The sequence below is a fragment of the Bradyrhizobium sp. genome (assembly GCF_035701725.1).
GTDB lineage: Bacteria > Pseudomonadota > Alphaproteobacteria > Rhizobiales > Xanthobacteraceae > Bradyrhizobium.
Genome location: NZ_DASSRP010000272.1, coordinates 1 through 25,731, shown reverse-complemented (window position 1 = coordinate 25,731; position 25,731 = coordinate 1). Strand labels below are relative to the sequence as shown.

The following is a 25,731-nucleotide window of genomic DNA, read 5'->3' as shown; positions in this document are numbered from 1 at the left end:
ACATTCGCAACACTGGCAATTCGGCTTCGGTATCGCTAAGTAGCCGACATGAAAAAAATCGGCTTTCTCTCGTTCGGACATTGGACGCCCTCCCCGCAATCGCAGGCCCGCTCGGCTTCCGACGTGCTGCTGCAATCGATCGACCTTGCGGTTGCTGCCGAAGAAATAGGCGCCGACGGCGCCTATTTCCGCGTGCATCACTTTGCCCGCCAGCTTGCCTCGCCGTTCCCGCTGCTCGCAGCTGTTGGCGCGAAGACGAGCAAGATCGAGATCGGCACCGCCGTGATCGACATGCGCTATGAAAATCCGCTCTACATGATCGAGGATGCCGGCAGCGCCGATCTCATCGCCGGCGGACGCCTGCAGCTTGGGATCAGCCGCGGCTCGCCTGAGCAGGTGATCGATGGCTGGCGCTATTTCGGCTATCAGGTGGCCGAAGGCCAGGACGATGCCGCTATGGGCCGGCGGCATGCGGAAGTATTTCTTGACCTGCTCGGCGGCAAGGGGTTTGCGCAACCGAATCCGCGCCCGATGTTTCCCAATCCGCCGGGTCTGTTGCGCCTGGAGCCGCACTCCGAAGGTCTGCGCGAGCGTATCTGGTGGGGCGCCGGCTCCAATGCGACCGCGGTCTGGGCGGCAAAGCTCGGCATGAACCTGCAGAGTTCGACATTGAAGAACGACGAGACCGGCGAGCCCTTTCATATTCAGCAGGCCAAGCAGATCCGCGCCTACCGCGAGGCCTGGAAGGAAGCAGGCCACACGCGCAGCCCCCGCGTCTCGGTCAGCCGCAGCATCTTCGCGCTGGTCGACGATCGCGACCGCGCCTATTTCGGCGGCGACCAGAGCGATGACCATATCGGCTTCATCGATCCGAAGACGCGGGCGATCTTCGGCCGCAGCTATGCCGCCGAGCCGCCGGCGCTGATCGAACAGCTCAAGCAAGACGAAGCGATCGCGGAAGCCGACACGCTGCTGCTCACCGTCCCCAATCAATTGGGCGTCGACTACAACGCGCATGTGATCGAGGCGATCCTCAAGCACGTCGCGCCGGCATTGGGGTGGCGTTAGCGGGTTACACACGCCCTGTCGTCTGATCGTCGTCTATCGGCGGTATGTCGCCTGTCGGAAAATTTTTGGGGAGAGCATGATGAAACGCGTCGTTGCGGGGGTAGCCATGCTGATGGGCTCGGCGGGCTTCGGTACGGCGGAGGCCGTCTGTGTCTATGCCGACAAGCAATATTCCGAAGGCGCAACGCTCTGTATTTCGCCGACCGCGACCCAGACCTGCACCAACGGTGGCAGTTGGACCAAGCTTGAGCTGCCGCAGACGCAGCCCAATGCCTGCGAGCGGGCCTATCTGACGCCCAACGCCTTCACGTTCACGGTCGCGCCAGAACGGCGGCGCGAGAACTGAGGCCCGTACGACGCCGCGCGGCCCAACGACAACGCCCGCAGCCGACGCCGGCGCGATGGAAATCAAGGTGATTTCAGAAGGCTGACAATGGTGGGGAAGGAAGGACTCGAACCTTCGAAGCCATGAGGCGGCTGATTTACAGTCAGCTCCCTTTGCCACTCGGGACACTTCCCCGCTTCAAACCTCATCGTGGCTTGCCGCTAGGGGGCGGCGGGAATCAGCCTGTCGATGACGCTGAAAACCGGAAGACCTTCAGAAGGGACCGGCCGGCCGCGTTTATGGGCGAAGGACGGCGGTAAAGTCAACCGAGGCCGGGAACGAAAAAGCCAACATTTTCAGGGCCTCAGTAAATTGCGTTGAACCAGAACCCGTGAGACAAGCCTTTTCATGCGCGAGCGCGACCGAAAGCCCAAATTCCACCGCTTCGAGGGAGCCGGCAAACGGCCGGAGAAGCGCCCCTCGCCTGGCCGCGATGCCGGCCGGAAAGGCTCGAAGGCGCCCTGGCGCGGACGCGAGGGAGCGGCCGACGACACCGTGATCCTCTATGGCTGGCACACGGTGACGGCGGCTCTGGCAAACCCGCGGCGGCGGATTCGCAAACTGCTTTTGACCGAAAATGCCGCCCGCCGGCTCGCCGAGGAAAAGATCGAGACCCGAGTAACCCCCGAGATCGTGCGTCCTGGCGTGATCGACCAGCGGCTCGGACCAGACGCCGTGCATCAGGGCATGCTGGCTGAAGCCGATCCGCTTCGCTCGCCCGACATCGATACGCTGCCGCAGGACGGCATCGTGCTGGTGCTCGATCAGATCACCGATCCACACAATGTCGGCGCGATCATGCGCTCGGCCGCGGCCTTTGCAGTGAAGGCCATCGTCACGACGGCCCGCCATAGCCCCGAGGCGACCGGCGTGCTGGCGAAGTCCGCCTCCGGCGCGCTGGAACTGGTGCCGCTGGTGACGGTGCAGAATCTCGCCCGCGCGCTCACCGAGATGAACGATCGCGGCTTTATGACCGTCGGTCTCGACAGCGCGGGCGATCAAAACCTCAGCGCTGTCGAACTGAACCGGCCCTTAGCGCTGGTGCTCGGTGCCGAAGGCAAAGGCTTGCGGCAATTGACACGCGAAACCTGCAGCATCGTCGCCCGGCTCGACATGCCCGGCGAGATCAAGAGCCTCAATGTCTCGAATGCAGCGGTGCTGGCGCTCTACATTGGCGCGAGCCGTCTCGGCCTGATGGGCTGAGGCTGCTTCAAAAAGAAAGGCGCCTGCGCTTGGATTAAAGCAGGCGCCGATGTCGGGTCAGCAGCGAGGCTGAAGATCCAGCCGATCAGTACAGGCTGTGCAGCACGCGCGGGTGATAGCGGTAGCCGTAGTGGTGCCAGTGGCGGCGGTAGTGGTGACGATAGCCCCAGGCTGTGACGCCCATCTCCTGGTAATATCGGTGGGGCGCGAGGTCGCCGGGACCGGTATAGGTCGGGCCTTGCTCGACGTAATAGTACTGCGGCGGCGCAATCGGCGCCGAGTGATACTGCACGACCGGGTCGGGCAGACGCTCATAGGGCATATAGGGCTGAACGTAGGCCGCACCGCAGGTGCTGACATAACCGCACGGTGAGCAGCTGTCACAGGCCAAAGCGGGCGCAGCCCCCGCCACGGTCACGGCCAATGCCGCAGCCAATCCCAAAATCGTCTTACGCATTACACTCTCCTGTTGGGTCGTCTTGGTTATTTCAATCTCGGCGCTACGGACGGCGCTGTGGGTCGGTTGGGAACCGCCGCTCCGGTCCGGAAAAGTTCTGCTCAATGCTGTTCGGCGCCACGATCACCGGCGGTGGATTTGACGGCACCTGGTTGAGCGACGGCAGCGGATCAGCCTGCCTCGACCCGGCGGACCAGGATTGGTGGAAGGACGGCGCCGGTTTCGGCTTGTCGGCTCCTTCGATTTCGAGCCGGCCATAGCCCGGCAGATTTCCGGCTGTGGGATAATAATGACCGACCGGCGGCATCGGCTCGATCGGGCGGCCGCCATACACTGTCGGCTGACGGTGGACGCCCTTGTCGAGGCCCCAGTCGCCTTCGACGACCGCATAGGACGCATCCACGCCGTTGATGATGACGGGCACGCCGGGCCGGCCGGGAATGGCAATCACGGGGCCGTTGCTTTCGGCGCAAGCAAGCCCTGCTGTTCCAATCAAGATAGCCAGTGTGACGAACGCACGCATCGCATCCAAACCCGTGAGGCCGTAACCGTAGTCGACGCCAACGCTTCGAGGGTTAAGGCGGGCATCTAAACGCGCGGTAAGCCTAACGCGCAGGCCTTCACGCTTCGTCAATTTGCGGGGTATGAGAAAAATTAACCGAGAGCGGTATCGGAAAGCCGCGTCCCGCCTCAGGAAAAGGCGGTCACTACGATCGTATGCAGACCGATCGCGACGGTGACCAGACCGACCGTCGCCTGCAGACCCTGGTTGGCCCAGGTCAGCCAGCGCGCCGAGAGCGTAATCGGCACCGCAATCACCGTCGACAAGGCGCCCATGCCGATCATCGAGCCGATACCAAACAGCGCCACGTAGCCGAGCCCGACCATAACGTTCGGAGCCTCGGTTACCGTGAGCACCAAAAGCGCCGCCGAACCGGCCATGCCGTGCATCAATCCGACCAGCAAGGTCCGCCAGCGAAAGCCGTGTTCGTGGCCGTGGGCGGCGCGCGCATGAGAAACAGTCTCTCCGGCGTGGCTGTGGGCGTGCAGATGCTCCGTTCCGTCCTGATGGCGATGCCGGTGAAAATGAATCCGGTCACACCACAGGCGCCAGAGCACATGGCTGCCGAGGCCGACCAGCATGACACCGACCGCAGTCTCGATCGGCCGTGACATTTCGTCGGAGATGGCGCGGCCGAGCGCGAGCGCAGCCCCTGCAAAGACAAACAGCGTTAGCGTGTGGCCGAGCCCCCAGGTCAGGCCGTGTTTGACGATGTCGCTGACATTGTCGCGGCGTGCGGCGATCGAAGAAACGGCGGCGACGTGATCGGCCTCCAGCGCATGCTGCATGCCAAGCAGAAAACCCAGTCCCAGAATTGCGAACATGCCCCGACGATCCACGCTTGGTCCCGAACGCGGGGACCCGGGCGTCATTTGAGCCTGTCGGACGGCAAATTGGAACGAAAATCGGCTTAGGATGGAGATCGCGCGGATCAGCTTTGCAGGGTCGCCACCGACTGGTCTATCGACTGCGCGCCACTATAAGGACTGGTCACAACGCTGGCGAGGGTCGCCTTCCCTGTCGAGGTCAGCTCGAATTTCGAATCGCCGATCCGGAACGAGTTCTGGTTGGAGATGAAGACCCGCGCGTTCTGAAATCCCTGCGAACCCTTGTAGATTACGTCGGCGCGGTAGCCTTTCACATTAGATATCTCGATCGAATAGGACTTGCCGGTGGAATCCTTGCCCGTCCAGGTCCCCTGCCATTGCTTGGGGTCGACATTGCTGAATTTGGAGCCCAGCGAAAACTGCGCCGAGGCCGCATTCGCGGCATAGCTCGAAGACAGGGTCGAGAAAATATCGGACATGCCGGTTCAACCGTTGGGATCGAAATGCGCAACAAGTCGTGGCGCGCGCGTGGTTTTCGCCACGCTCCCAGCTGTAACGCGGGGTGCTTAATCGCGGATTAACCCAGGCAATCGACAGCCGTCGGACCGTTGCCACCTGAGGGAAATACTGGTGCCGGTTGAGAGGATTGAACTCCCGACCTTCGGTTTACAAAACCGCTGCTCTACCGCTGAGCTAAACCGGCAAAATTGGGACTGGCCCGATGGGATGGACGGCACCCGCCGGGCGGCGGAGGACGGCGTGGGTCAGATAGCAGACTTGTCGGCGAAGGGCCATCGCCCGCGGGCCTCCTCGCGTCAGGCCTGGCCGTCTTCCAGGCCGTATTCCCGGTAGATCGCCTCGCGGTCCGCCGCCGGAAACAGACGGCACTTGGCCTGAGCCAAATGCAAATTGACGGTTCCGGACTGGCAGCCGGCCGCCAGCAATTTCTTGATGTCGTCCATATGGGCCGCGGGCTGATGCTTGTCCGGCAATTGCTCGAGCGCGATCAGCGCCGTCGCCAGGGCTTCCGTAATCACCCACTCGTCGTGGCCGGTGATTCCCTTTCGTGGCATGGGGACCGTCCTTTCGTCCTTGACGACCTCGCACATCAGAGACGGCGAACCGGGCCGGTTTTGGGGCATGATCGCAGTCAGGCGCAAATATCGAGCGAAAATCAACAGCCTTCAAGGCCGGCGGAACGGAACGGCCGGATCCACTTCAGAAGAAGGCACACACCAGCGCCAGGTTGGCGGCGCAGGCCGCAAATAGCGCCAGCGACAGCGTCATGTGAATTCGCCCGCAGGCGATATGGCTGATGATGCTCATGGCTAAACAAGCATCCGGCGATTCTACTCGCGGAGTCCCACACGATATTTTTGGCTCTCAACCGATATTTCGTCCGGGATTCATGAGTCGTTTACGACTCATGCACCGGCGCGGGGTGCCCCTGCCAGCTGCAACCGGAACCGGCCTGCCGCGTTAAGGAGGTTGTTTGCGGAGCATAGGATGCCCTACGCGCTATTTTGCAACGAGGCCCGGCTGAGTAACGCCTATCCAACCGAAGCCGACGTCTGGAAACTCGCCCGGAAAAGCGGGCTTGTGGTCGAGGCGGTATCGGAGGAGGACCGCCCGGCGCCGCGGCCGGTGCTGGAAAATGACTACGAAATCAGACCCTGCCCGGTCGATCCGCAGGAAGACCCCCTTCGCAACCGGGCAGATGCCGAGCGGGAAGCCGCCCGCGGGGTACAATGGGACACCCTCGCCCCCGATGCCTGAAACGAGCCGATCACCGAGCCTGGAAGGCTCTGATGGGGGACCGGGGCAATCGCAATGGCAGGAGGGGCGCTCTACGGGGTCGCGACCGCCAGCGAAGCCTGTTCTGCGGCCAGCGTGACGCAGGCCTTGCGACGATGCAGCCCGCGGATGGCGCCGGTGATTTTCTGCACCTGGCCTACCGGACAGGTGGCATTCTGCACGAACACGATTTCATAGGGAGCGAGCAGCAGCGGCTCGGATTTCAGCACGGTTTGAGCCGCGCACGGCAAAGCGATCGCGCAGAAGACGACCGCTAAGATGAAAACGCGCATGTATGATGTCCAGCCACCCGGCAGCCCAATAATAGCCGCGGCCGGCAAAGGTTTCGCGACAGCCGGAAATATTTTTCAGGGGCCGCTTTCGCAAGCTCAGCCTGTGTCCCCCTGCACGGCTGTCCATCATGAAAAAAGGCCGGCGCGACGCCGGCCTTTGGTCTTTGCGATTGTCAGGACTTGACCAGTACCTGATCAGTACTTGGCGACGACCGGGCCGCCCCATCCGAAGCGGTAGTTGATGCCCAGCTTGACGGTGTGGTCGTCGTCGCGGAAGCGCGAGCCGATGATGGGTGCCGGACCGCCCGTGAAGGTCGTGCTGCCGAAATTGTAATACTGGTACTCGCCTTTGATCGACCAGTTCGGCGTGAACATGTATTCGAGCCCGGCGCCGACGGTGTAGCCGTCGCGATGGTTGCCATCGACGGTGAAGGCGACCGGCGCGCCGTTGGTGGCGACACCCAGGAGGTTGTCGTTGCCGCGCCAGGCATAACCGCCCTTGGCGTAGAGCAGCGTCGGACCGAACGCGTAGCCGAGCCGGCCGGTGACCGAACCGATCTGGTCGGTATTGCCGGTCACAACCGTGCCGCCCGGGAAGACCACGCCGCTGCCGCTGTTGCCGGTCAGCCAGCTGTATTGGGCCTCGGCACCGATCACCCAGTTGCCGGCAAACTGATAATCGAAGCCGCCCTGCACGCCGCCGAGGAATCGCGCATCGCTACCCTGCAGACTGTTGTCGCCCGGGAAGGCGCCGCCGATATGTCCGCCGAGGTAGAAGCCGGTCCAGTTGTAAATGACCTGCGGCGGCGTATACACCGGAGCCTTGGTGTAGGTTCGCGCCGGCATATCGGCCGCGAAGGCAGGAGCCGCGAACACGGCGCAGGCGAGCGCGCCGAGCAGAATCTTTTTCATGGAAGTTCCCCGTTATCGTCGTGATCGACAACATCCAAACAACGTGGCGTCAATTTGGTTGCTTCGTGGCACGGCAAAACACGTTTGTTTGCGCGATGTCGCGGCCGCGACACATAGCGTTTTGTTCCACGGCGGACAGCTTTTTCGCAGCAATCTTTCGATTTTGTCGGGCGAGCGAAGCCAAAGGTTCATTTCCGGGAACAATGCTCGCCGAAACGTGATGAAACCGGCTTGCGATGGCAACGCGGTGGATCCCTGCAAAAGGATCCGGCAGCGTTTACCTGGTCATCTTTTCCATTTCCGGGAACGGCGCCATTGCCACGCCCGCGCACAGTTCGCTACCTTTTTCGATCATGCGGTCGAGGCGACCATTGAGGAACAACACCGCGCGCTCGTGCGGCTCACGATAGCTGCCGTCGGACTCGCGCGCTGAATAGCGTAGACACGCGAGGTAGCGCGGCTTGCCGTTGACGTCCCGCATCACGGGCTCGGACAGCGCGGCATCGCGCACGCCGACCGGGTTGTTGAGATAGGTCCTCAGGAAGGCCAGCAGTTCGGGACGATAGTTGGCCGGGACGGGCTGCGGCATGTCCTTGCTGTCGCTGAATAGGCTGAAGCTTCGGCTGTCATCACCGCCTGCGCAGGCTGCGAGCGCAACCGGCAACATCAGAATGGCCAGGCGCTTCGCCCAGATTTCCAACCGCCCTGCCTTCACTGTCCGCGAGCTCATTGCTGCTGGTCCAATTCTAACATTCGTATGCCTTAGCGGCGGGCACTTTTGCGAACGTTAGAATTAAGAGGACGACCAGCAGATACATGTTTCCAGCGGAGTTCAGGATTTGACACTCGCTTTCCGAACTCGGGGCTACGCGCGTAGCGAATGTCAAATCCACTCCACTGGTGGTTTTTAGCCGTCCAAAAATGAAAGGGAAACAGCAATTTGAAATTGCGCTGTACAAACGGCTCCGGCCCAGCGCCACTCGCGTGGCGTGGACCGGGCCTGAAAATCCGCGAAGACGCCGCGGGGCGATTAATGACGCCTTCGCAGATCACCTCAGCCGCGCTTGGCGGGGTGCGAAACATGCTTGGCTGAGAGTTTCTGGGTCTTGTGGAGCTTCGCCGCCATCTTCTTGTGCGAGCGGTTCAGCGTGTGCATGCGATGATGCCGGTGGTGGCGAACGTAGTGATGACCACGGCCCATCTTGGCATTGGCGTTCAGCGGGGTCTTCTTCACGGTCGGTGCAGCAACCGACTTGGTCGCGGGTGCCTGCGCGGTGCTCGCGGCGATCGCCGGAGCGGCGAGAACGGAGACGGCAAGCAACGCAGCAGAAATGGTCTTCAACATGGAAAGCTCCTCTCGAAAGGGACCGCAGAGGGTGCCGGCCGGATGGTCGGTCTCTTCGATCGTTGGTGTGACCTTACGAGTCGCGCGCTGAACCCTCCCTGAAGCCCGACCACGGTTTCCGTTCATCTGGATGAACCGCTATTCAGCCTTCTCGCCACGGCGCGCGCATCAGATGTTTGCCGCTGGCTGACGCGTTCGCGTCAGGTCATCGGCGTGAAAAATTCCCGAAATCTGCAAAAAAATGTCGCCGGAATGATCGCAAGCTGCAGGTGTTCAAATCGACGGGCGCTGGTAAGCTTGCCCTTGATCCAAATCAGGAGAGACGCATGAGAAAGACTGCGATCCGCCTTTTGACCCTGGCGATGTACGCGACGGCGATGATGGCGATGCCGATGGTCAACTCGGCCAAAGCCGCGGGTGGCGATTCCCCCTCACCGCCGGCCGATTCGAGCAAGGACAAGAAAAAGAAGAACGACAAGAGTTCGAGCATCGACGATCCGAAGTTCCTCGAAGGCTATCGCACCGCTTATGCCACGATCTACGATCGCCACGATTATGCTGGCGCGATCGCGCAGTTGAAAGCGCTCGGCCACGACAACGTCGCCGACGTCGCCAATCTGATCGGCTATTCCTACCGCAAGCTTGGCGACTACAAGGTCTCGCAGGTGTGGTACGAGCGCGCCCTTCAGGCCGATCCGAACCATGTCCGCACCTGGCAGTATTACGGCCTGTGGCAACTCGAACAGGGCAACCGCGAATCCGCGCAGTATCACTTGGGCCGCATCAAGCAGATCTGCGGCACCGATTGCGCTGAATACAAGTCGCTGGCCATGGCACTCGACCAGCCGGCGGGCACCGGCCTCGTCTACTGATCTTTCGGCCGAACATCATCGACGGTGCAGATGAGGACGTCTGCGCCGTTTTTCTTTGCGTTATCTCATCAGCGCTTCGGCCTCGGCGCGAAAAGCCCGCCGCGAGGCCTCGCGCGAATAGAACATGTGCCCGCCTGGATAGACCACGAGCTTTACCCGGTCCGCAGAAGCGTAGGCCGGCAACTGATCGAGCTGGATCTTCGAGCCGAAATACGGCGTCGCAAGATCGAACAGTCCGTGCCCGACCAGAAGCTTCAGCTTGGGATCGAGCGCAAGAATTTGCCTGAGATCCGAGGTCGACTGGGCCGGGTTGTTCCCGCGTCCGTAGTCCCACGAAATCGAACGGTTGAGCAGACGGTATGGGCCATCGGGCCGCCAGTTGAGCGTGCGCTCGGTCAGATCGACGGCGGCGCTCGTCAGCGGAGCGATCAGCGTATCGCCGGAAGGATCGCCGAAATGGCTGTCGCTTGAGTCCGGGTCGGGATCAAAGCCGAGCGCCGAGCCGTCGTAACGGCCTGTCACCTTGCCATTGCCGCGATCGAATTCACGGCGAAATTCCGAAATCCCGAGGCGCCCGGCCAGCCGGCGCGTGACCGCCTGATCGATGCCCGTCAGTGCGGAAACGCGGTCGGCAAGCCGCGTCGTCGCTTCCTTGTCTGCTTCGCCCTTGATCAGATCGGCGAGAAAATCGCCGCGCGCATAAGTTTCGACATCGGCCATGTCGGCCCGCGTGACCGGATGTTTGGCCTCGCGCGCGATTGCCGCCATCGAAGGCAGGCTGATGGCGTATTGCAGAAGGCTGGTACCGCCGAATTCGCGGAAGTCAAACAGCGGTGAAATCAGGATCACGCCGTTGATGCCGACGCCCTGCTCGGTCTGCAATTCGCGCACCATCTTCGGCACGCGAATGCCGCCATAGCTTTCACCGACGATGAATTTCGGCGACAGCAGGCGATCATATTTCTCCAGATAACGGCGGATCACGACAGCCAGCGCGTTGACGTCGCCGTCGACAGTGAAGAAATGCTTGTGGGCCTCCCCATCGCCGGAAACGAAGCGGCTATAGCCGGTATCGACGGGATCGACGAAGACGAGATCGGTGAAGTCGAGCCAGGTCTCGGCATTTGGTTGCAGCTCCGGCAAGGCCGAGGAAATCGCGCCGTCGCCTTCGATCGGCAGGCGCCACGGTCCCGCGCAACCGAGCTGCAGGTAGGCGGAGGACGCGCCCGGGCCGCCGTTGAAGAAAAACGTCACCGGCCGGCTGCGCGCTGGCGCCCCATCCAGTTGATAGGCGGTGTAGGCAATGTCGGCCTGCGGTTCGCCGCTTTGATTGAACAGCCGAAGCGAGCCCGCCGTTGCCGTGAAGGACAGCGTTCGCCCGTTCGCGGTGATGGTTTGCTTGGTGGTGGAATCCTCCGGCAGGCGGCGCGTCTCTCCCGAAGTCGAGCTGCCGCGTGGCCGCTGCGTACTCGGCGGCCCCGGCGGTTGCGAAGCCTTCGCGTCTGGCGCGGACGACGACGGCGGTGTTTGCCCTGTCAACTTGGGCGGGTTCTGCCCGGCTTCTTCACCGCCGGCCCGGTGCGTCAGCAAAAAAAGCGTCAGGAGAGCCAAGGTGACCGGTCGAAGTCTCATTTACTTTACTCCAGCTTTTCCGCTTTCCTTCGCGGCCACAGGCCCCCTTTGACAGGGCAAAGCATGTTATTTCATAGCTAGCGGCCAATTTTGGCCGAAAACGGCGATAGCCCTTCAGTTGATCATCTCGACAACGACAGCCAAGGTCGTATAGACGACCAGCCACTCACGGGAGGGCTTCACAATTTCATGACCACGACCAAGTCATTTGACCGGATTGCCTTTGTCGCGAGCGCCGGCGTGGAAGCGCAGGAAGCCTTGGCGCGGCTGGTCGCGACTTACGGCAATCATGCCCCGGCGGATGCCGATGTCGTGGTCGCGCTGGGCGGCGACGGCTTGATGCTGCAGACGCTGCACCAGCAGATGCACACGGGAAAACCGATTTACGGCATGCATCGCGGCACCGTCGGCTTCCTGATGAACGAGTTTTCGCTCCATCACCTGCCTGAACGGCTGGCGGCGGCGCGTCAGACGTTGATCAATCCCCTGCTGATGCGGGCCACCGACGTGCATGGCGCCGTTCACCTGCATCACGCCATCAATGAAGTGTCGTTGTTTCGCCAAACCTATCAGGCCGCGCGCCTGCGAATTCTGGTCGACGAACACGAACGCATGCCCGAACTGATCGCCGACGGCATTCTGGTGGCGACGCCAGCGGGCTCGACCGCCTACAACCTGTCGGCGCAGGGACCGATCATCCCGATCAATGCCGCCCTGCTCGCCTTGACGCCGATCAGCCCGTTCCGGCCGAGGCGATGGCGCAGCGTGCTGTTGCCCAACACCGCTTTTGTCGTCATCGAGGTGCTCGAGGGCGACAAGCGTCCGGTGGCGGCGGTGGCCGACCACGACGAAGCACGTGACGTGCGCCGCGTCGAAGTCCTGACCGACAAGACCATTTCGATGCGGATGCTGTTCGATCCCGGCCATAGCCTGGAAGAGCGCATCCTGCGCGAGCAGTTCACCTACTAGTGGTCCGATTCCAGCCGTCGCATCGCTTCCCAGCAGGCATTTTCGCGAATGTTAGAATCAAAGGACTCCGAGCAAATATATGTTTCCAGTGAAGTTTGCGATTTGACATTCGCGTTCTGAGCTTGCGGCCAGGTCGGTTGCGAATGCCAAATACACTCCACTAACCCAGCCCTTAAATCGGCTGCGCCGGCCTGCGATCGCAACCATTCCTTAACGCGGCAGGCATATGGTTAATGACGCGTATACCTGCGTATGCGTGTCCTGAGGCACGGCCATGTACCGTATCGATTTCAACAAGCTCCGATTCCTCATCTGCGACGACAATCCGCACATGCGCCGCATCTTGCGGACGCTGTTGCATTCGTTCGGCGCCCGCGAAGCTTACGAAGCGGAGGACGGCGCCACCGCGCTTGAGATGTACACCCACTATGTGCCGGACATCGTCATCACCGACTGGGCGATGCCGATCTTCGACGGCCTCGAACTTGCGCAGATGATCCGGCAGCCGGAATCCAAGGGCAACCCCTACGCCCCCATCATCATGCTGACCGGCCACTCCGAAAAACGACGCGTCACGGTGGCGCGCGATGCCGGCGTGACCGAGTTCCTTGCCAAGCCGATTTCCGCAAAGGGACTCTATCAGCGCATTCTGAATGTCGTCGCCAATCCGCGCCCCTTCATCAAGACCAAGACCTATTTCGGCCCGGACCGCAGGCGCAATACCAATGGCGCCTATATCGGGCCCGAGCGGCGCGTCGGCGGAGAGTTTGAAGTCCTCCAGCAGCCTTCGCTGCTCGACAAGGCCCGTTCCGGGGTCTAGCGGGAACCTGCACATGGCGAACAGCAAAGCCGACATCGAAGTCAAGAAATTCGCCGATCATCACGTGATCACGCAGCCCAATCCCCTGCGCAAGGTGCTGCGGCGCGTCGCTGATGATGACATCGACGACCCTGTCGCCCGCGCCGAGAAAGCTTTGGCCGGTCTGTCCGGCGAGTTCCGGCAATGGATGGAAATCGAGGTCGATCGCCTGGCCGACGCCCACGCCAACATCCTCAAGAGCGGCTTCACGCAAAAAGCACGCGACGAACTCTTCCGCGCCGCCCATGATATCAAGGGCGATGCGATGACGTTCGGCTTTCCACCCGCCGGCGCGGTTGCCGAGAGCCTGTGCCGGATCATCGAACACGCTCCCGATCTCGCGCGTGTGCCGCCGGATCTGATCACGCACCACATCAATGCTATCCAGGCAATCGTGCACGAGCACACCAGGCTCGATACCATCAGCGTATCGAAGGAACTGAGCCGCCGCCTGCGCGGCGTCGCGGACGAATACCTCGCCCACGCCAACCGCGACCGGCCCGAACATCTCGAGGCCATCATGGCGCCGAGCATCGCGCCGACGGATTGATGACCTGAATCCCGTCATTGCGAGCCAATAGGCTGTGTCGGCGCGCCCGTGCGATGCAATCCAGGCTTACGCTGATTGCCTGGTCGCTTGGCTTTCTTGCGCAAGCGCCCCGTCGTTGCGAGAATGACGGGAGGATTTATGCCGCGATCAGGGCGTAGGGCTCCGGCGCAATCGCCTGCTCGGCCGCGAGCTCCTCGCAGAACAGACGCGCCTCTTCGCGTGCCGATTCCGTCGCAAAGCGCCGCAGCAGGATCAGGAGCGGCGCGGCCGCATGCTGATCCGCCTCGCATTGCGTCAACACGCGCTCGACCATGCGACGGCGCAGGTGCACGACGCCGCCAAGCGTATCGGTAAATCCGGTCTCGTGGATCACCTCGAGCGCCGCGCGGAACGCCGCGAATGTCGTTTGCGGCAGACCTGCACGCTGCAGCAGCGCGACCAGGCTGGCCTCCCTGCGATCGAACAGCAGTGAGGAGACGCGAGAACGCGGCAGGCCGGACAGTTCAGTGAGTGCCGCCTCGAACAGCTCGAGATTGCCCGACAGCAGCGCCCGCAGAATCAGGCCTGCGGTGAGTTGCGAGGTGGCGCGCAGATGTGCGATCAGCCCGCCCATGTCGTCCCCGCGCGAGGATGCGGCGATATTGACGGTGGAGCGATCGCGCGCTTCGCCTGCGACCCGCTCGGCGCGGTCGGCGCTCAGCCAGTTCTTGGCGATGACGAATTGCGCCAGCGTATCGGACAATTTTCCGACCAGCGCGACGCGTGTCGCGGCAGGCAGGTCTTCCAGCACCAGCATCGATTCACGGATTGCCGCAAGGTGACCGTGCCGCTCCACGATGCGGTCCCAGGAGAACGGCGCAAGCTCCGCATAGGCGTTTTCGATCAATTCCAGCGCCGCGGCCGCGGTGCCGACTTCGGCGATGGCCGCACCGACCGAAGCCGGCAGGTTGATGCGGCGGGCGATCGCACATTGGGTTTCGCCGTCGCCGGTGGCGACGATATCGACGAGATCGGCATCGATCAGCAGCGGCGAATGCTCGAGGATCGGCAAGGCCACGGACGGCTGGTCGAGCGCGAGCGCCTGCACGATCGCCGCCGGCGCATCATGGCTGCGCGCAAAAACCTCCGACATCGCCCGCCGCACCAGCGGCGAGGAATCGTCGAGCAGCATCAAGAGCGCGCCTTCTGCGGCAACCCTGTCGTCCTCGGAAAGATCGGAGATGAGCCAGGCCCGCGCCAAAGCGCGCGTCGCTTCAGCGCGTTCGCCTGCGGGGGCGGTTTTTATCCAACTGATGAACTGCCGAACGATCATTGTCCTGCCGGCTTACGCAAAAACGTGTCGGCGCCTTGTTGTTGCGCCAGTGCAAGACAAAATAAACCACGACGCTTAACAAAGCGTTCACTATAACTGGCTGGTTTTATTGACCTTTTGTTAAGGCCTGCGGCGCGGCCAACGCTGGCTGCGCTTTGGTGCTAGCCGGAGAAGGTGCCGCTGCGATCCGAGAAGAGATCAAGCCCGCCGCCGGATTTCGCCGGGGCAAGCGCGGCGACGGCAGCAGTCGATGGTGCCGGGCCGGACGATGCCGGCGGATCCGAAGTGAGCGAGGCCGAGTTGCCCCAGAGTTCGCGCACGGTCTGCGACACCGGCTGTGCACGCACGCCATCCTGAAACAGCGAACGGAACACCGGGCTTGCCGGTGCTGTATCGGCCGACGTTGTCGAAGCTGAGGCCATCGTGACCGGGACCGCCTGAGCGGCCGGAGCAACTGACGCAACGGATGCAACCGATCGGGTGTCGGGAAAGGTCGAAAGATACGTTGCGGTATCGACGGTCGGCGCGGCTATGCCCGGCGTCGCGCTTGCAAGCGCGATCGCCGGTTTGATATCGCCGCCGACCGAGGCCATCGCACTTTGCGTCGCCTGAGATGAAGCGGCGCTGGCATAGCGCTGCTGCAGCACCGAATAGACTTCGGAGACACTGCGTGCACGACCGCTCGCCCGATCGTAGAAGATCGAGCGATTGGCGGCCGCCGCATTCGGAAACAGCCGCGCCGCAGAGGCTTGCGGATTGTCCTCGGCATTGCCGATCAGCTTGGCCGCGCCGCCGACGCCCATGAAGTGGGCCATATAGAGTTCGCTGTCGCTCGGCCGCCGCCCGATCATGCCGGTCAGCTTGAAGCTGTTGGATTGGGTCAGCGCGGCTGCCATCGCGGATGCCACCGTCGGATCGTCGCGCAGCTTCATGATCGACTTCCGCGCGGCGGCATCCGGCACCGAATAGCTGCCGTCGGAAGATCTGCTGATCTGGTCGGCAAGGTTGCCGTAGCCGAGCTGGGCGCCGGCTTCCTTGACGGTGGCAAGCCAGGTCTGGTCGATGAATTGAAACAGGCCATGGGCCGAAGACGTCGAAGCGCCCGCACTCGGATTGAAATCCGACTCCATCTTGGCGGTGGTCAGCAGGTACTGGAAGCTCATGCCGCTCGACGCGGCGGCCTGCTTGATCGCACCCGCCACGCGCAGGCGCGTCGGATCGACACCTGCCGCAGCCGTGGCGTTCGATGTGTCGACCGACATTATTTGGTCTCCGCTCCCCGCGAAACGACCCCCGTTTTGACCCGCGCAAAGGCTCCCACCGGCGCGCAAGGCCGGTTTCACAGTGCGGTGATTATGGTTAAGGGCGGGTTAAGAGGTTCCGGCGCGACGGAAGGATCACTTCCGATAGACCGTCTTCGGATCGAACTGCCGTGCGGCATCGACAAACGACAACCTGACGCCGCCGTCGGCGTTTTCGATCCGGCGATAGAAGCAGGAATGGCGGCCGGTGTGACAGGCCGCGCCGGTTTGCTCGACGCGGATCCAGACCGCGTCCTGATCGCAATCGAGGCGCATCTCGACGACGCGCTGGACATGGCCCGAGGTCTCGCCCTTGCGCCAGAGCGCCTGACGCGAGCGGCTAAAGTACCAGGCTTCTCCAGTCGCAATGGTCTTGCGAAGCGCCTCCTCGTTCATATGCGCAACCATCAGCACGTCCGACGTCGCGATGTCGGTGGCGACACAGGTGACGAGACCATTGGCATCGAATTTGGGCCGGAACGACAGCCCTTCCTCGATGTCGCTGCTTTCGGATGACATGGAGTTCCGGAGACCCTAGCGGTGCGGCGCCCGCACCATGGAAAGAAACCGCTCCTGCTCCGCCGGATTGTCGCGGAACATGCCGGTGTAGCGGCTGGTGAAAGTCATCGCGCCATGCTTGGCGACGCCACGAACCGACATGCAGGTGTGCTCGGCCTCGATCAACACGGCGACGCCACGCGGCTTGAGAATTTCGTCGATCGCCGCGGCAATTTGCGCGGTGAGATGTTCCTGCGTCTGTAGCCGCCGGGCAAAGATATCGGTGAGCCGGGCGAGCTTCGACAAGCCGACGACCCGCTCGACCGGCGTATAGGCGATGTGCGCGCGGCCGTAGAACGGCATCATGTGATGCTCGCATTGCGAGGTGAACTCGATGTCACGCACCAGCACGAAGTCGTCGTAACCCGCGGTCTCGCCGAAGGTGCGGTTGAGCACTTCGGCCGGACACTGGTGATAACCTTGATAGAGTTCGTCGAAAGCTTCGACCACCCGGCGTGGCGTATCGAGCAGTCCCTCGCGCCGCGGGTCTTCGCCGATGTAGCTGAGCAGGGTATGGACAGCGGCTTCCGCTTCGGCGCGCGACGGCCGCGGCTGATCGGCGCGAACGGCCGCTGCCAGAAATTCGGCAGGATCGAGTTCGGCGGGCCGGCTGTCGAGCGCCCTCGTCTCGGAAGGCTTGGGTTCGGAAGGCTTGGAATCGGTCTTGGGGCGAAGAGATTTGATCAATGCGTCCATGTCAGCTCCGTTCGACCGGCCTCAAAAGACCGGAGTGTCACCGGCAGACGGGGCGGCAATACCGCCGGGCGCCTGAGTCCCCCCAAGGATATAGCTTTACGGCGGCCAATGGGTACCGGTTTCGGACCACCGGGATTGATAATGGCGGGGTGTATTTCCACCAGTCCGAACCATATATAGGACCCTGCGCTGGGGCCGCCAAGGGCGACCAACGGTGGGAAGTGGAAGTATCGCTCTATGCTAAACGACGTCTACAACAAGCGGATCATCGAGCTTGCCGGGAATATTCCCCGGATTGGCCGCCTGCCCTCGCCTGATGCGACAGCTACAGCCCATTCAAAGCTTTGCGGGTCGACGGTAAAGGTCGACCTCAAGATGGACGGCCCCGTCGTCACCGACTTTGCCCACGACGTGAAGGCCTGCGCACTCGGCCAGGCCTCGTCTTCCATCATGGCCTCCCATGTGATCGGCTCGACCGCAAGCGAACTGCGCGAACTGCGCGAAACCGTTCGCAAGATGTTGAAGGAAAATGGCAAGCCGCCGGAAGGCAAATGGGCCGACATCGCCCTGCTCGAGCCCGTGCGCGACTATAAGGCGCGGCACGCCTCGACGATGCTGACCTTCGATGCCGTCGTCGACGCGATCGGGCAGATCGAAGCGAAAGCTGCCAGCCAGGGTAGCGGCAACGCGAAAGAAGCCTCTCAGCCGGCCTCGGCTTAACTCAAAAATCCCAGACGGCGCTTCAGCGGTTATTGCGCGGGTGCTGCCGCAACGCTCTTGGCCGGCGCAAGGACCTCGGCCGTACGCGTCGACTTGGTGGCCGGCGTCGCGGCGTCGGTCACGGCCGAACTCGTGAAGCGGTCCTGCAGCGGTTTTGCAGCCATCGCCACGCCCTGGAGCGCCGATCCGCCGATCGACGAGGGCAGCACTTCAGCGACGGCATCCGTGGTTGCGAGATTGGTCAGCCGCAGTTCTTCGCGAGACAATTCGTGCAGTTCTTCCCATGGCGGCACGTTGAGCGACAACGCAAGCAGATCGCCCCCGCCGCCCATGTCGAAGGTGTACTTGGCAAGCCGCCCGATATCGCGCTCCACAATCATCAAGTCTTCGGCGGAATAGGTCGCCGCCCGTGCGTCGTCGGCACGGTCTCCCATCCAGATCTGATGCACGCGCACATGCGCCGCGTCGGGCACGTAACGCGACTTGCCCGACAGCAGCAGGAAAACGCACATCGACTCGCAATAGGCTTCGGGATCGATCGCGACGCGATCACCTTGCGCCGTGCGGGAGCGAATGCTGGTGCCGACCGTTGTCAAGAGACCGAGATTGCGGAAACGGCGGCCGAGCGTGATGGAATCGTTGACCGAACCGCCACTGGAATCCAGCACGATGGTAGCGCCCCGCAGGTCGCGTCCTTGTGCGAAATCGTCGAAGTCCTTCGGGCTCTCTGCCGTCACGATGCCGACTGCGCTGATCCAGCCGCCGCAATGCGGCTGGCAGGCGACCCAACTGAACTGCATCGGCAGCTTGCGCTCTTCGAGCGTTCCACCGGCGTGGGCCAAACCGCCGAGCATGGCGAAAGCCCCGGGCACGGCAAGGCAGAGGGCCGCAACGATCAATACCGCGCAGCCGCGGAAGCGAAGTCTGACGAGTTTCAATTTGGTTCCTTCCCCGCAATCGCCGAGGGGCGGCCTGCCCGGTTCAACTCGAAAAACGATTCTGTCATCCCCACGTTAAGAAACGTAAACGGAGAGATCCGAATCGTCCATAGAACCTTTGCTGCACCGCCGTGCAAACCGTTGATTTCTCGAAAACTGTGGCACAATTATTGAGGCGCAAAAGTTCCCTGCATCGGAACCCGGCAATTGTCGCACAACCCCGTAGCAAACCGGCCATGAAACATTCATCGTTCAATTTGTCAGCGCATTGTGAAGACTGCGCCCGCAGCTTCGCGCGGCTGCCGCGGCAGGCAGGGCGCGCGATGATCTGGCTTTACCGGCACACGCTTTCGCCGCTCGTCGGATACAACTGCCGGCATTTGCCGACGTGCTCGGTTTACGCGGACGAGGCGATCGGACGTTTCGGCTTGTGGGCCGGAGGATGGATGACGTTGGCGCGGCTGTTGCGCTGCCACCCATTTGGCACGTCCGGAATCGACAACGTGCCGAATGCGACACCTGAAGGCGCGCGCTGGTATCTGCCGTGGCGGTTTGGACGCTGGCGAGGCGTCAACGCGGGCTGAGGCTTAGCTGCGCTGCATCATCTAACGTGCGCCGCGGTACGGGAACCCGACGGTGCTACGACGGTTGATTTCGTGTCTTCTTTCCGGAGGACATCACGATGCGCTGGAAACCAGACCCCAGTGGTCACGATCCCCGGCAGATCGATTTGCTGGCCGTTGTCGCGATGCTGATCGTGATCGTTGCGGTCGGCCATTACATGACCGAACACCCAAAGCCCCACCTGACGAGCTTCGTTGAGCCGAGCCAGACCGTGCGCTGGTAGTCGTCGCTTTGCCGCTTTAGCGGAACCAGAAAAATCCGTGCGACGACGGTTCAACTGGCGGCGGCAACGGCTTGGGCTTGTGCGGACGCGGTTTGTGCGGCAGCGGCGCAGGCGCAGGTTCGGTCGACGAAGTGGCATCCGCTGTCACCGAACCATCGTCAGGCAAACGGACAGACAACAGCAAGTTCGATTCCCGCGAACGCCAGCGATAGCCGATGCCGAAATCCATCGGCTGCGCGCTGCGGAAAAGCTCGGCATAGGATGGCTGATATTTTCCCGGAAACAGGTTGATCGGGCCGGCATAGTGCCCGAACGGCAAGAAGCGCCATTTCTTCGGGCTGTAGTAGCCGAGCGGAATTCCGGAATCGTCCTGAATGATGGTCGCGCTGTTGGCAAGAATGAATTCGCGCACCGTTGCGAAGCTGCCGGAGTGCAACAGATACGACGCGCTCTTGATCAGGCTCGAGCCCGGCGCCAGGGTGGCGCAGAATTTCAGGAAGCCGCTCGACCTGACGCCGGAGTCCGACAGGTCGGTCGAGAAATAGTAGAGCGTCTTTTCGACCCCATCGTTTCCCGCAAATACGATACGCACGCCGCGTGTGGCATTGGCGCCGACGTTCTCGCCTGCGAAATAGGCCGAGCCCTTGTCGTCGAGCGCCACCGCCGAAACATTCTTGATGGTCATGCCTGAACGCGCCAGGAACACGTAAAGCAGCGGCAGCGCGCCGTTGATTTGCCCCTCATGCAGGTCGGTCTTCATCTTCTTGGTAATGAAGAAGGAGAAGCTCAGGATCGACCCGAGCGAATGCTCGACATTGGAAAGCGCAGCAGCGACGCCGCCACGCGACACCTTGGTCAAATCCGACACCGAACCCGGCGGCTCCAGCGCGCTCAGCACATAGGTCGTAGCCTTCGGGTAGAACGCGTTGGCGTAAAGGAAGTCCGGACCCGAGAACATGTAGAACATGGTCGGCTTCGGCGCCGTGACATTCGCCTCCGACCAGGCGCGGACTTTGGAGATCTGCCGCTGGTCGAGCTGCGTGAACGCTGTGTCGAAAAACTTGGCATGACGCTGCCAGGCCGGATCTTTGGTCAAGGTCATCAGCGGCGAGTCCGCTGACGGCATCATGCCGGCAAGAAAGCGTGCGGTGTCATCGGCCGTGACTTCGGCGGCGGCAGCTGCGGCAAATGCACCCGCCAGCCACATGACCGCCGCGGCGGCTGAAATTTTGAAGGTTCGGTACATCTATTTGGGACCTGCCGACGCGATCGCAGGGCTGCCGGCGTCGTCCCGCTTGCGGAAAACGACGTAGATCAAAAGGCCAGAAATCATAATGAGAGCACCAAAAAGGGACTGCAACGGCCGCTCGACAACGAGATAGTACATCATGAAAAGGGTCACGAGCAGGAAAATTATCGGTGTGACCGGGTATCCCCAGGCGCGGTAGGGCCGCGGCAGGTCGGGCCGCGTCATGCGCAGCTTGATGACGCCGAGCACTGTAAAGAATGAACAGAACAGCAGCGCGAACTGGATGAAATCCAGCACCGCCTCGAAGCTGCGGGTGAACAGCATCAAGGTCGCGACCGCGAGCTGGAACAGGATGGCGTAGGCCGGAGCGCCCTGGGTCGACTTGCGGGCAAACAGGCGCAAGGCCGGAATGTCCTCCCCCATCGTCATCATCACGCGCGGGCCGATCCACATCATTGCGCTGATCGAGGAGATCAGCCCGATGCAGATCATCGCGCCGACGATGCGCCCGCCGATCTCGCCAAAGACGTAGGTGCCGGCGATACGGGCGACGTCGAGCTGGCCGGCGAGCTTGTCGATCGGCGCGGTGTGGAGGAACACCGCATTGAGCGCCACATAGAGCGCGAGAACGATCAGCGTGCCCGAAAACATGGCGCGCGGAAGATTCTGGCTGGCGTCGCGCATCTCCCCGATGATGTAGCTGGCGGCGTTCCAGCCCGAAAACGAATACATCACGAAGACCAGGCCGATGGCGAACGGTGCGCTGGCGATATAGCCGAGATCGCGGATCTGCGGCGCAAAGGATACGTCCTGCGGCGTGCCGACGACAAAGCCTGCGATCAGGAATGCCGTGATCAGCACCACCTTCAGGATGGTGGCGATCAACTGAAAGGTCGAAGAATGCTTGACGCCCGTGAGCTGCACCAAGGACACCGCCCACACGATGCCGACCGCAAGCGAAAGTGACGGTGCGTTCGGGACGATCGCGTGGCCATATTGCTCCAACGCCATCGCCGCCAGCGCGACCGGCGCCGCAAAACCGACGGTTGCCGAGACGAAACCCGCGACAAAACCAAACGCTGGATGAAAGGCGCGGCCAAGGAAATTGTATTCACCGCTCGAGCGCGGGAACATCGCGCCGAGCTCGCCATAGGAAAACACGCCACACAGCGCGACAACGCCGCCGACGATCCAGAGTGCGAGAATTGCGAAGCCGGAGGGGATGTCCTTGACCTGAAAGCCGAGGCTGGTGAAGACGCCAACGCCGACCATGTCGGCGACGACGATCGCGGTTGCGACCCCGAGCGAGACCTTCGATCCGCCGGCGAGCCGGCCTTCCCACGTGGCTTCAGTGGACTCCGATGCCGTCATGTTCGCCCGCGTTTCGGGCGCCATGCCCTGCCCCCGGTATCGTGCGGGGTGGGTTCGGCCAATTCAAGGACACCGCCCAACAAATTTGGAAATGCCGATTTTCGGTGCTTAAATACCTATTGTTGCGGCCGGCAGTGGATATTTCCCCGCCAGGCCCACATTCAGGACACGATTTCGTGTTGCCTGTCATTGTTCCGGAGATGGGGAGAATTTCCGGAGCATTAACGTCACCGCAAGTCAGAACCAGGACACTGGTCCGCTGATATTTGGGCGGTTGGGGCAAAGGGGTGAATGGTCGGGGGCAATCCGAAATCTGAGAGTCATGGTCGCGTGGCGCCGGCAGAAAGATCCGGGTTGCCGCGTCATGTGTTTTCGCGCGCTCCCCGCGGTTTCTCTTTCCTTGCTTTGCTGATTCCGCTGTCGCTGACACTTGCCCATTGCGGCCAGTCGCCGGCGCCGGCTTCGCTTGCCGCCAACGTGCAGGGCTCCGGAGACACTTTCGACGATCGCTTCCCGAGACCGCAATTCAAGGACCGTTTCCCGACCGCCGCGGAAAGCTTTCAGCAGCGGCCCGCCAATACCGCCGATGCGCAGAACCGGCGCACGGTACAGACCCAGTCTTATCGCGTAGCCTCGCTGGCGCCGGTCGTCCCCTACCAGCGTCCGCAGCATGAAGGTCAGACGGCCCTGATCGGCTTGAAGTCGTCCGCCTTTCCGTATTACGGCAACAACCCGCGCACCGATGCGCCGTTCCTGAATGTCTCCAATGGCGAGCGCCGCGGCCATCGCAGCTATTCGGGCCGGGTGTTCTGGCAGGACGAGACCTTCAACGACAACCGCGTGCTGATGCACGTGCCCCAGCATTTCGATGTCAACAAGCCCGGCGTCATCGTGGTGTTCTTCCACGGCAATGGCGCGACGCTGGAGCGTGACGTGCGCGACCGTCAGCGCGTGCCGCAGCAGATTTCGGAATCCGGCGCCAACGCCGTCTTGCTCGCGCCGCAGCTTGCGGTCGATGCCGCCGATTCCAGCGCTGGCAAATTCTGGCAGCCCGGCGCGCTGAAGCGCTTCATCAACGAGTCGGCCGATCACCTCGCGCAGCTCTATGGCGATCCAAATGCGGCGAAGACCTTTGCCAACATGCCGATCGTGATCATCGGCTATAGCGGCGGCTTCGTCCCGACGGCCTACAGTCTCGATGTCGGCGGCGTCGGCAACCGCATCCGCGGCGTGGTGCTGCTCGATGCGGTCTATGGGGAACTCGACAAGTTCGCTTCGTGGGTCGCCAATAACCGCTCCGGATTCTTCGTCAGCGCCTATACCCACTATACCCAGCCGCGCGATCGTGAGCTGATGCAGATGATCCGTGACAAGGGTATCGCCGTGTCCGACGACATGGACGGTCCGCTGCGTCCCGGCAGCGTCGTTTTCCTCAAGACGCCGGATGGCGTAACGCATCGCGACTACGTCACGCACGCCTGGACAGACAGGCCGGTGCGCGACGTGCTCGCCAAGATGTCGTTGACGCCTTCACTGACGCGGTTTGCCTCCAGCAGTAGCGAAACCTCCAGCCGCTAGTTTCGAAGCCAACCGTCGTTTACGAACTGGCGTTCGCCTCAGCTTGACCGGCCGTCGTCCGGCCACCTGCGGCCAGATGGCGCGTCAGGATCACCGTGCTCAGCGCCAATGCGACGAAGACAGCTCCCGCATAGCCGATGCCATAAAGAAGCCCGTGCGCATAAAGCAGTCCGCCGATCCCCGAACCGATCGCCTGCCCCACATACAGAAAGGACGTGTTGAGCGCCACCGACGCCGAAGCGAGCTGAGGCGCCGCGGCGACCAGGCGGACCTGCTGCATCGAATTACTCGAGGCAAATCCGAGCCCCCAGACCGCGGCCGAGCACGCCATCAGCGGATAGAATCCGGCCGACAACGCCCATCCGGCGACCCCGGCCAGCACCAGCGAGATACAGAGCAGCGAGGTCTTTAGCGCACCCCAGCCATCGACGATGTTGCTGACCACGACAATGCCGACAAAGCCGCACGCGCCATAGATCGCAAAGACCAGCCCCACGGCATCCGCGCCGACCTGGGTGAGCCTCGACAACACCGGCCCCATATAGGTGAACACCGCGAACTGCCCCGACATCAGAAGCGTCGTGATCGCAAGCAGCACGATGATCATCCGGTTGCGCCCGAGGTCGGCCCAGGTTTTGAGATCGACCGGCGCGCCCTTCAGGCCGCCCGGCAGCCGCCACAGCAACAGCGCAAAACTCAGCGCCCCGATCACGCTGACGCCGCCATAGGCCGCGCGCCAGCCATAACGGCTCGTCATGAAGGTGATCAGCGGCAGGCCGATTGCGGCTGCCAGCGACCAACCGAGAAAGACATAGGCAATTGTGCCGCCACGCTTTTCGGTCGGCACGATCAGCGCGGCGGTGCCCGCGGCTTGCGGCGTGTACAGCGCTGCGATCGCAAGCATGACAATGCGCAGGACAAGCAGTGTCGTATAGCCGGGCGCAAAGGCCGAGGCCGCATTGCCGAGCGTCATCACCGCGAGTGTGACGGTCAGCAACGTTCGGCGCTCGATCCGGCTGGTGAGCCAGGCCGTCAACGGCGAGCCGATGCACAGCACGATGGCGCCGAACGTAACCAGCAGGCCCGCGGTGTGCACGCTGATCGCAAGGTCCGAAGACAGTTCGATCAGCATACCCGCCGGCGCCAGGATCGTTGATCCCGTCACAAGATTTCCAAACATCAACGCGGTCGGCGCAAAGCGTCGATGAACCGGACTGTCGGGCGCGAGATTTTTCATGCAGTCGCATCTAGACTGCGCGCCGCGCGATGGGAAGAGCAGCGTCCCGAATTATTTGAATCTCATGCGGCCTGCATGAAAGAAAGTCGCGCGCCGCATGAGAGAAAGTCGTCGATTGCTTGGCTGAAACGAAACAGGCGCTACTTCGCGGTCGCCTCGCTTGCGTGAGCGGCGATAGCACCTCTCGCCGGCGGAC

31 protein-coding genes and 2 tRNA genes are annotated in these 25,731 nt (G+C 62.3%); 12 read left to right on the top strand and 21 right to left on the bottom strand.

Annotated elements, in window-relative coordinates; translation table 11 throughout:
- The first annotated feature begins 48 nt into the window (after positions 1 to 48).
- Entirely contained in the window at positions 49 to 1,068 is a 1,020-nt protein-coding gene (locus VFL62_RS16365; RefSeq protein ID WP_325173424.1) for an LLM class flavin-dependent oxidoreductase, read from the top strand.
- A 79-nt stretch (positions 1,069 to 1,147) separates the two neighbouring features.
- Positions 1,148 to 1,414 (top strand): DUF1496 domain-containing protein, encoded by a 267-nt coding sequence (locus VFL62_RS16360; RefSeq protein WP_325173423.1) that lies wholly within the window; start codon positions 1,148 to 1,150, stop codon positions 1,412 to 1,414.
- Between the two features lie 88 nt (positions 1,415 to 1,502).
- On the opposite strand, the gene VFL62_RS16355 is transcribed toward VFL62_RS16360, so the two are convergent.
- Positions 1,503 to 1,588: transfer RNA gene (locus tag VFL62_RS16355), tRNA-Tyr, on the bottom strand.
- Between the two features lie 213 nt (positions 1,589 to 1,801).
- Between VFL62_RS16355 and rlmB the strand changes: the two genes are divergently transcribed.
- Complete coding sequence (rlmB, locus tag VFL62_RS16350) at positions 1,802 to 2,656, top strand: 23S rRNA (guanosine(2251)-2'-O)-methyltransferase RlmB (protein ID WP_325173422.1); 855 nt, start codon at positions 1,802 to 1,804, stop codon at positions 2,654 to 2,656.
- Positions 2,657 to 2,741: 85 nt separating this feature from the next.
- Here rlmB and VFL62_RS16345 read toward each other — a convergent pair whose 3' ends face one another.
- The 7 genes from VFL62_RS16345 to VFL62_RS16315 form a co-directional block, all read right to left on the bottom strand.
- A complete protein-coding gene (locus VFL62_RS16345; protein ID WP_325173421.1) occupies positions 2,742 to 3,113 on the bottom strand; it encodes a hypothetical protein in 372 nt (123 codons plus the stop codon).
- 43 nt (positions 3,114 to 3,156) lie between these two features.
- Positions 3,157 to 3,636 (bottom strand): hypothetical protein, encoded by a 480-nt coding sequence (locus tag VFL62_RS16340; protein ID WP_325173420.1) that lies wholly within the window; start codon positions 3,634 to 3,636, stop codon positions 3,157 to 3,159.
- A gap of 167 nt (positions 3,637 to 3,803) precedes the next feature.
- Entirely contained in the window at positions 3,804 to 4,499 is a 696-nt protein-coding gene (locus VFL62_RS16335; protein ID WP_325173419.1) for an urease accessory protein, read from the bottom strand.
- A 107-nt stretch (positions 4,500 to 4,606) separates the two neighbouring features.
- The gene (locus VFL62_RS16330) at positions 4,607 to 4,981 is read right to left on the bottom strand and encodes a hypothetical protein (RefSeq protein WP_325173418.1); all 375 of its coding nucleotides are present in this window, start codon (positions 4,979 to 4,981) and stop codon (positions 4,607 to 4,609) included.
- A gap of 149 nt (positions 4,982 to 5,130) precedes the next feature.
- Positions 5,131 to 5,205 (bottom strand) — tRNA-Thr (locus tag VFL62_RS16325).
- A 112-nt stretch (positions 5,206 to 5,317) separates the two neighbouring features.
- Positions 5,318 to 5,575 carry a hypothetical protein gene (locus VFL62_RS16320; RefSeq protein WP_325173417.1) on the bottom strand — a complete coding sequence of 86 codons (258 nt, stop codon included), beginning with the start codon at positions 5,573 to 5,575 and terminating at the stop codon, positions 5,318 to 5,320.
- Positions 5,576 to 5,720: 145 nt separating this feature from the next.
- The gene (locus VFL62_RS16315; RefSeq protein WP_325173416.1) at positions 5,721 to 5,828 is read right to left on the bottom strand and encodes a glucose transporter; all 108 of its coding nucleotides are present in this window, start codon (positions 5,826 to 5,828) and stop codon (positions 5,721 to 5,723) included.
- Between the two features lie 180 nt (positions 5,829 to 6,008).
- Here VFL62_RS16315 and VFL62_RS16310 point away from each other — a divergent pair, with 180 nt between their 5' ends.
- Positions 6,009 to 6,278, top strand: a complete 270-nt coding sequence (locus VFL62_RS16310; protein ID WP_325173415.1) for a hypothetical protein — start codon at positions 6,009 to 6,011, stop codon at positions 6,276 to 6,278.
- 71 nt (positions 6,279 to 6,349) lie between these two features.
- On the opposite strand, the gene VFL62_RS16305 is transcribed toward VFL62_RS16310, so the two are convergent.
- The 4 genes from VFL62_RS16305 to VFL62_RS16290 all read right to left on the bottom strand — a co-directional run bounded on the left by VFL62_RS16305 (position 6,350) and on the right by VFL62_RS16290 (position 8,846).
- Positions 6,350 to 6,589 (bottom strand): hypothetical protein, encoded by a 240-nt coding sequence (locus tag VFL62_RS16305; protein WP_325173414.1) that lies wholly within the window; start codon positions 6,587 to 6,589, stop codon positions 6,350 to 6,352.
- A gap of 195 nt (positions 6,590 to 6,784) precedes the next feature.
- The gene (locus VFL62_RS16300; protein ID WP_325173413.1) at positions 6,785 to 7,501 is read right to left on the bottom strand and encodes an outer membrane protein; all 717 of its coding nucleotides are present in this window, start codon (positions 7,499 to 7,501) and stop codon (positions 6,785 to 6,787) included.
- A gap of 277 nt (positions 7,502 to 7,778) precedes the next feature.
- The gene (locus VFL62_RS16295; protein ID WP_325173412.1) at positions 7,779 to 8,168 is read right to left on the bottom strand and encodes a hypothetical protein; all 390 of its coding nucleotides are present in this window, start codon (positions 8,166 to 8,168) and stop codon (positions 7,779 to 7,781) included.
- Positions 8,169 to 8,555: 387 nt separating this feature from the next.
- Positions 8,556 to 8,846: a His-rich protein BRANT gene (locus VFL62_RS16290; protein WP_325173411.1), complete on the bottom strand. Its 291-nt coding sequence runs from the start codon at positions 8,844 to 8,846 to the stop codon at positions 8,556 to 8,558.
- 326 nt (positions 8,847 to 9,172) lie between these two features.
- On the opposite strand from VFL62_RS16290, the gene VFL62_RS16285 reads away from it, so the two are divergent.
- Positions 9,173 to 9,718 carry a tetratricopeptide repeat protein gene (locus VFL62_RS16285; RefSeq protein ID WP_325173410.1) on the top strand — a complete coding sequence of 182 codons (546 nt, stop codon included), beginning with the start codon at positions 9,173 to 9,175 and terminating at the stop codon, positions 9,716 to 9,718.
- Positions 9,719 to 9,778: 60 nt separating this feature from the next.
- On the opposite strand, the gene VFL62_RS16280 is transcribed toward VFL62_RS16285, so the two are convergent.
- Positions 9,779 to 11,350 carry a S10 family peptidase gene (locus tag VFL62_RS16280; RefSeq protein WP_325173409.1) on the bottom strand — a complete coding sequence of 524 codons (1,572 nt, stop codon included), beginning with the start codon at positions 11,348 to 11,350 and terminating at the stop codon, positions 9,779 to 9,781.
- 189 nt (positions 11,351 to 11,539) lie between these two features.
- Between VFL62_RS16280 and VFL62_RS16275 the strand changes: the two genes are divergently transcribed.
- The 3 genes from VFL62_RS16275 to VFL62_RS16265 all read left to right on the top strand — a co-directional run bounded on the left by VFL62_RS16275 (position 11,540) and on the right by VFL62_RS16265 (position 13,728).
- Complete coding sequence (locus VFL62_RS16275) at positions 11,540 to 12,319, top strand: NAD kinase (RefSeq protein WP_325173408.1); 780 nt, start codon at positions 11,540 to 11,542, stop codon at positions 12,317 to 12,319.
- Positions 12,320 to 12,593: 274 nt separating this feature from the next.
- A complete protein-coding gene (locus VFL62_RS16270) occupies positions 12,594 to 13,139 on the top strand; it encodes a response regulator (RefSeq protein ID WP_325173407.1) in 546 nt (181 codons plus the stop codon).
- A 13-nt stretch (positions 13,140 to 13,152) separates the two neighbouring features.
- Entirely contained in the window at positions 13,153 to 13,728 is a 576-nt protein-coding gene (locus VFL62_RS16265; protein ID WP_325173406.1) for an Hpt domain-containing protein, read from the top strand.
- A 136-nt stretch (positions 13,729 to 13,864) separates the two neighbouring features.
- On the opposite strand, the gene VFL62_RS16260 is transcribed toward VFL62_RS16265, so the two are convergent.
- From VFL62_RS16260 to folE, 4 genes are all read right to left on the bottom strand, one after another.
- On the bottom strand, positions 13,865 to 15,040 hold the full coding sequence (locus tag VFL62_RS16260; protein ID WP_325173405.1) for a DUF2336 domain-containing protein: 1,176 nt from the start codon (positions 15,038 to 15,040) through the stop codon (positions 13,865 to 13,867).
- Between the two features lie 161 nt (positions 15,041 to 15,201).
- A complete protein-coding gene (locus tag VFL62_RS16255; RefSeq protein WP_325173404.1) occupies positions 15,202 to 16,302 on the bottom strand; it encodes a transglycosylase SLT domain-containing protein in 1,101 nt (366 codons plus the stop codon).
- Between the two features lie 135 nt (positions 16,303 to 16,437).
- On the bottom strand, positions 16,438 to 16,860 hold the full coding sequence (gene hisI, locus VFL62_RS16250; RefSeq protein WP_325173403.1) for a phosphoribosyl-AMP cyclohydrolase: 423 nt from the start codon (positions 16,858 to 16,860) through the stop codon (positions 16,438 to 16,440).
- A 15-nt stretch (positions 16,861 to 16,875) separates the two neighbouring features.
- Positions 16,876 to 17,595 carry a GTP cyclohydrolase I FolE gene (gene folE, locus VFL62_RS16245; protein ID WP_325173402.1) on the bottom strand — a complete coding sequence of 240 codons (720 nt, stop codon included), beginning with the start codon at positions 17,593 to 17,595 and terminating at the stop codon, positions 16,876 to 16,878.
- 237 nt (positions 17,596 to 17,832) lie between these two features.
- Between folE and VFL62_RS16240 the strand changes: the two genes are divergently transcribed.
- Positions 17,833 to 18,315, top strand: a complete 483-nt coding sequence (locus VFL62_RS16240; RefSeq protein WP_325173401.1) for an iron-sulfur cluster assembly scaffold protein — start codon at positions 17,833 to 17,835, stop codon at positions 18,313 to 18,315.
- A gap of 29 nt (positions 18,316 to 18,344) precedes the next feature.
- On the opposite strand, the gene VFL62_RS16235 is transcribed toward VFL62_RS16240, so the two are convergent.
- Positions 18,345 to 19,253, bottom strand: coding sequence for a hypothetical protein (locus VFL62_RS16235; RefSeq protein WP_325173400.1), 909 nt, complete (start codon positions 19,251 to 19,253; stop codon positions 18,345 to 18,347).
- A 236-nt stretch (positions 19,254 to 19,489) separates the two neighbouring features.
- On the opposite strand from VFL62_RS16235, the gene yidD reads away from it, so the two are divergent.
- Positions 19,490 to 19,837, top strand: coding sequence for a membrane protein insertion efficiency factor YidD (yidD, locus tag VFL62_RS16230; RefSeq protein WP_325173399.1), 348 nt, complete (start codon positions 19,490 to 19,492; stop codon positions 19,835 to 19,837).
- A 98-nt stretch (positions 19,838 to 19,935) separates the two neighbouring features.
- On the top strand, positions 19,936 to 20,100 hold the full coding sequence (locus VFL62_RS16225) for a hypothetical protein (protein WP_325173398.1): 165 nt from the start codon (positions 19,936 to 19,938) through the stop codon (positions 20,098 to 20,100).
- Positions 20,101 to 20,116: 16 nt separating this feature from the next.
- Here the strand turns inward: VFL62_RS16225 and VFL62_RS16220 are convergent, their stop codons facing one another.
- On the bottom strand, positions 20,117 to 21,346 hold the full coding sequence (locus tag VFL62_RS16220; RefSeq protein ID WP_325173397.1) for a hypothetical protein: 1,230 nt from the start codon (positions 21,344 to 21,346) through the stop codon (positions 20,117 to 20,119).
- Positions 21,347 to 22,720 (bottom strand): APC family permease, encoded by a 1,374-nt coding sequence (locus VFL62_RS16215; RefSeq protein WP_325173431.1) that lies wholly within the window; start codon positions 22,718 to 22,720, stop codon positions 21,347 to 21,349. It abuts the gene before it with no gap.
- Positions 22,721 to 23,011: 291 nt separating this feature from the next.
- On the opposite strand from VFL62_RS16215, the gene VFL62_RS16210 reads away from it, so the two are divergent.
- Complete coding sequence (locus tag VFL62_RS16210; RefSeq protein ID WP_414644743.1) at positions 23,012 to 24,298, top strand: alpha/beta hydrolase; 1,287 nt, start codon at positions 23,012 to 23,014, stop codon at positions 24,296 to 24,298.
- A 19-nt stretch (positions 24,299 to 24,317) separates the two neighbouring features.
- Here the strand turns inward: VFL62_RS16210 and VFL62_RS16205 are convergent, their stop codons facing one another.
- On the bottom strand, positions 24,318 to 25,535 hold the full coding sequence (locus tag VFL62_RS16205; RefSeq protein WP_325173395.1) for an MFS transporter: 1,218 nt from the start codon (positions 25,533 to 25,535) through the stop codon (positions 24,318 to 24,320).
- Positions 25,536 to 25,731 lie beyond the last annotated feature (196 nt).